Source organism: Collinsella sp. LCP19S3_B11 (assembly GCF_052121915.1).
In the GTDB taxonomy this organism is placed as follows: Bacteria; Actinomycetota; Coriobacteriia; order Coriobacteriales; family Coriobacteriaceae; genus Collinsella.
In genome coordinates, this window is record NZ_JBQKDI010000033.1 from 1 (window position 1) to 3,987 (window position 3,987).

At 46.9% G+C, this 3,987-nt stretch carries 3 protein-coding genes; 1 reads left to right on the forward strand and 2 read right to left on the reverse strand.

Features of this window, described 5'->3' with window-relative positions; all coding sequences use genetic code 11:
- Nucleotides 1–1,063: GH25 family lysozyme (locus ACTQV4_RS10110; protein WP_441569765.1), on the reverse strand; the 1,063-nt coding region annotated here is incomplete at its 3' end.
- A gap of 76 nt (nucleotides 1,064–1,139) precedes the next feature.
- Here ACTQV4_RS10110 and ACTQV4_RS10115 point away from each other — a divergent pair.
- Entirely contained in the window at nucleotides 1,140–2,099 is a 960-nt protein-coding gene (locus ACTQV4_RS10115) for a glycosyltransferase family 2 protein (RefSeq protein WP_441569766.1), read from the forward strand.
- A gap of 691 nt (nucleotides 2,100–2,790) precedes the next feature.
- Here ACTQV4_RS10115 and ACTQV4_RS10120 read toward each other — a convergent pair.
- A partial coding sequence (locus ACTQV4_RS10120) for an NlpC/P60 family protein (RefSeq protein ID WP_441569767.1) occupies nucleotides 2,791–3,987 on the reverse strand: 1,197 nt, incomplete at its 5' end.

Consider the following 3,987-nt stretch of genomic DNA (forward strand, 5'->3'; position numbering starts at 1 on the left):
CGTAGAGCATGGCGCCGTCCTCGCCGTAGAGCACGGTCTTGTAGCCCAGGTCGGTCAGGCCGGTCGACATGGCGCCGGTGGCGCGGTCGAAGTTGTACCAGCGGCCCTCGACCCTCTGCTCCCCGTAGAGCATGGCGCCGTCGCCGCCGTAGAGGACGGTCTTCCCACTCGGCAACGTAGCAAATCCAATCGACATTGCGCCGCCGTTATTTGGGTCGAAATAGTACCAATGACCTTTCCAGCGAAGTTCACCGATTACCTTCACTCCATTGAAGTCATAACAGACAGTTTTGCCGTTCTCTTCTGCAAGGCGATACATGTTTGCATCTGGATAATCATAAGCATAATCACAATCCACGTTCCCCGAAATACCCGAAATCATGCCGGAAGACGTATATTGCCAAAGGACGTAGTCGTTCTTATACGAGCAAGTATCCGGGCCATATTGCGCAACCCAGTGTTTGAGATTAGAAAGTGAAGAGTCAGTCAAATAAGTATTAAACCAGTATAGGTTTGCATATACTCCAGATTCAAACCCAGCTGATTCAATCCTTGACGCAAAACTGCATATATTTGATGCAATCCGGCTGCAATTAAACCCAGTATCTTGAAGAATTTTGCTATCTTCGACATCGATATAAATTGGAAGCTGCGGGCGATGACCGCCCAACCAATTTAAAACATTATCAGCTTCACGACGAGCGTCAGAATTTGAGCCTGCATAAGAGTAGTAATAAATACCGTAAGGAATTCCGAGCCTTTCACACTCGCTCGCATTGCGCTCAAAATAAGAATCGGGACAACCATAAACAGGGCCGATTCTTAGGTAAGCAAACTGCACGCCCGAGGACTTAACACGCACCCAATCAATTGATCCCTGCCAGCTGCTAACATCAATTCCTTGAGCAAGTGGAACTTGCGCCACCGGACCAGCAGAGGCCGCACGCAAAGGAAAAGTGCAGCAAAGAAAGGTGAGAACGAAAACTTGCAAGTAATATTTTTTAATAATCAACACATTCCCCTCGAGTAAAAAACGCTGGCAGAGATGCATTACATCGAGCATCGATACACATTCGAAATCAGCTGCTATTATCTGTTTATAATCTACTATATTATTTTATCGAAATGTGAGGGCTTAAATGGAACAAAACCCAGTCATATGGCTTGTGATTCCTTGTTATAACGAGGAACAGGTTTTACCAAAAACTGCACCGCAATTTGAAAGCATCATTCAAACGCTCATCAACGAAAGAGATATAGCGCCTCTTTCAAAGGTGCTATTTGTAAACGATGGATCTAAAGACGCTACCTGGGAGATTATTTGTAAGCTTAGTGAGAAAAGTCCGATTATTGAAGGAATATCCCTAAGCCGAAACAGAGGTCATCAAAATGCGCTTCTAGCAGGTCTAATGGAAGCGCAGCATAAGTGCGACGCCACGATCTCCATTGACTGCGATGGGCAAGATGACATCTCCAAAATCACAGATATGATTCATTGTTACAAAGAGGGTTACGAGGTCGTATATGGCGTTCGCAACTCGAGAGATACTGATACGTTTTTCAAACGATTTTCAGCGGAGAGTTTCTACAAGCTACTCAACGCACTCGGCGCAAATGTAGTGTACAACCATGCGGACTATCGGCTTATGGGCTCTAAGGCCCTAGCGGGCCTTCAGGAATTTCACGAAGTCAATCTATTTCTAAGAGGAATGGTTCCACTCGTGGGGTACCCATCGACTACAGTTGAATACAAAAGAGAGGAACGAATTGCCGGAGAGAGCCACTACCCGTTGACCAAAATGCTTCATCTTGCATTTGATGGCATAACAAGTCTGTCCGAAAAACCCATCCATTTCATAACAGGAGCTGGACTTCTATTTAGCTTGTTAGGCTTCATTGGAATCATCTGGGCACTGATCAACGTTGCTGTTCAGCATGCCGTTACTGGATGGGCGTCAATCATTTGCACCATTTGCTTCTTTGGTGGAGTACAGCTGATTGCTTTAGGTATTATCGGAGAGTACATCGGGAAAATTTATCTGGAAGTTAAGCATCGCCCGAGATTTATAGTTGCACAAAGGACTTGGGACGACGACTGATTTTGTGATGTCGAATCAGAGCCATCCCTAAAAGGGAGCTTGCTCTTAGGGTATAACCCACAGACCCCGAGCCCGCGATTAAAGGTGCGGGCTCGGACTTCTTCTAGGTCTAGCGTATCTTGACCTGTGACGCGCTGGCCAAACCAGCAGCCTCATTCCCCCTCCTTGAAGGGGTCCTCGTATTTGTTCTTAAGGCCAACATGCCCGTCAAATACTATCAGCAAGCCTTTCCCACTTCAGGCAGCCCATGACACCCGTGATGCTGCGCTTATACGGAACTCAGCCAGAATCATAAGCGCATAGCTGGACATCAGGTGTCCCTTAATTCTCACGACCCCTTACACTCGCATTGCTTCCTGAAGATACCCCCTATATCGTTCCTAATTTGGTTGAAAATCAACTTGCGCCTAAACTACGGCCTGAACACGGTGCGGTACCTACACATCAACTTCATGCGGGAACGGCGATGGGCCTTTTGGGCAATAGCGGCCGCCCTTTCGACTTGAATTCTCAACGGCCTGAACAATCGTCAATATTAGTCGGAGAGGGCTCTGAAAAGCCGCTTGCCTCCGCCCGCATAGTGAGTGGTTTAAGGCCGGCCGCTGCGCACCCAGCAGACTAAAGTTTTATAAGAAGCCTGTGGCGTCACACGGCGCCACAGGCTTAAAGGCAAACTAATTCCTGGAAAACGCTAAACCAAACGCAAAATACCGTTCCAAGGACGCCAATAATACGTTCTGATATAAATCTCCTCACCAGTTTGATCACCAGGCATACCACCAATAGCGTCATCAAACTCATTGCCAGATGCATGCACGAGAATGCCATTTCCAAGATAAATAGCAGTGTGAAATGCCTCGTTCAGCAGGATATCGCCGGCACGAAGATCCGAAAAATCAGTAATCCAAATGAAACCATTTGCAGTGAGCTGAGATTTCATATTACCAGTATAAGTTGCTCCACCGGTATTCAGTCCAGCCACCTTCAGTGAGCTAACGACGAGAGAGGAGCAGTCATAATCCCCTCGTTCTCCCCAGCGATAGACCTGGTCATAACCATGCGAGTCATCAAGGGCGATTGAGAGGGCCCAGTTAATATAGTAATTCTTCCTCGAGTCCCCTGTGTCTAGCATCTGCAGGTGACCATCAATGTTATTGAAGAGATAGTTAACTGAATTAACTCTATTCCAGCCATAAATCATCCAAGACATGACGGGATCATAATAGACGACCTTATGCTGATTTCTAATCCATTGAAAACCATGACTTGCAGCACCTGTGAAACTATCTAATAAATACCAATGATACTCAGTATCGTTAGCATCTGAATGCAATCGCTGCTGCCCATATAACATGCAACCAGTTAAGTCATTGTAATAAACCCATTTGTTGCCGTCAGAAAGATACTTCCACCCAGTGACGAGGGCATGCGAATTAGCATCGAAATAATACCAAGCGAAGTCGCTATATCCAAACGGAGAACCATTTAGTCGAGCCTCGCCTGAAATAAGAAAATAATCCGAGGTGGCATAATATCTACCAAAACCTGCAACTTCAAACCAACCCGTATGGACAACGCCAGTAACAGGGTCAGCAAAAAGAGACAAGCCGTCCCGAACGATTAGGCCATGCAAAGGATTATCATCATCATCAACAAGAACCGAATCTCCTTCAACCTCTTTAATTATAAAGAGCGGAACTCCGTTTTCGTTAAAATAGCCACGATGCGAGTCGCTTATACTAACCCAACAATTTGTCGCAACCTCGCCGGTCACCGTGTCGAAGAACCTCTCGCCGAGGCCCTCCACCTCCTGCAGGCCGTAGAGCATGGCGCCGTCCTCGCCGTAGAGCACGGTCTTGTAGCCCAGGTCGGTCAGGCCGGTCGACAT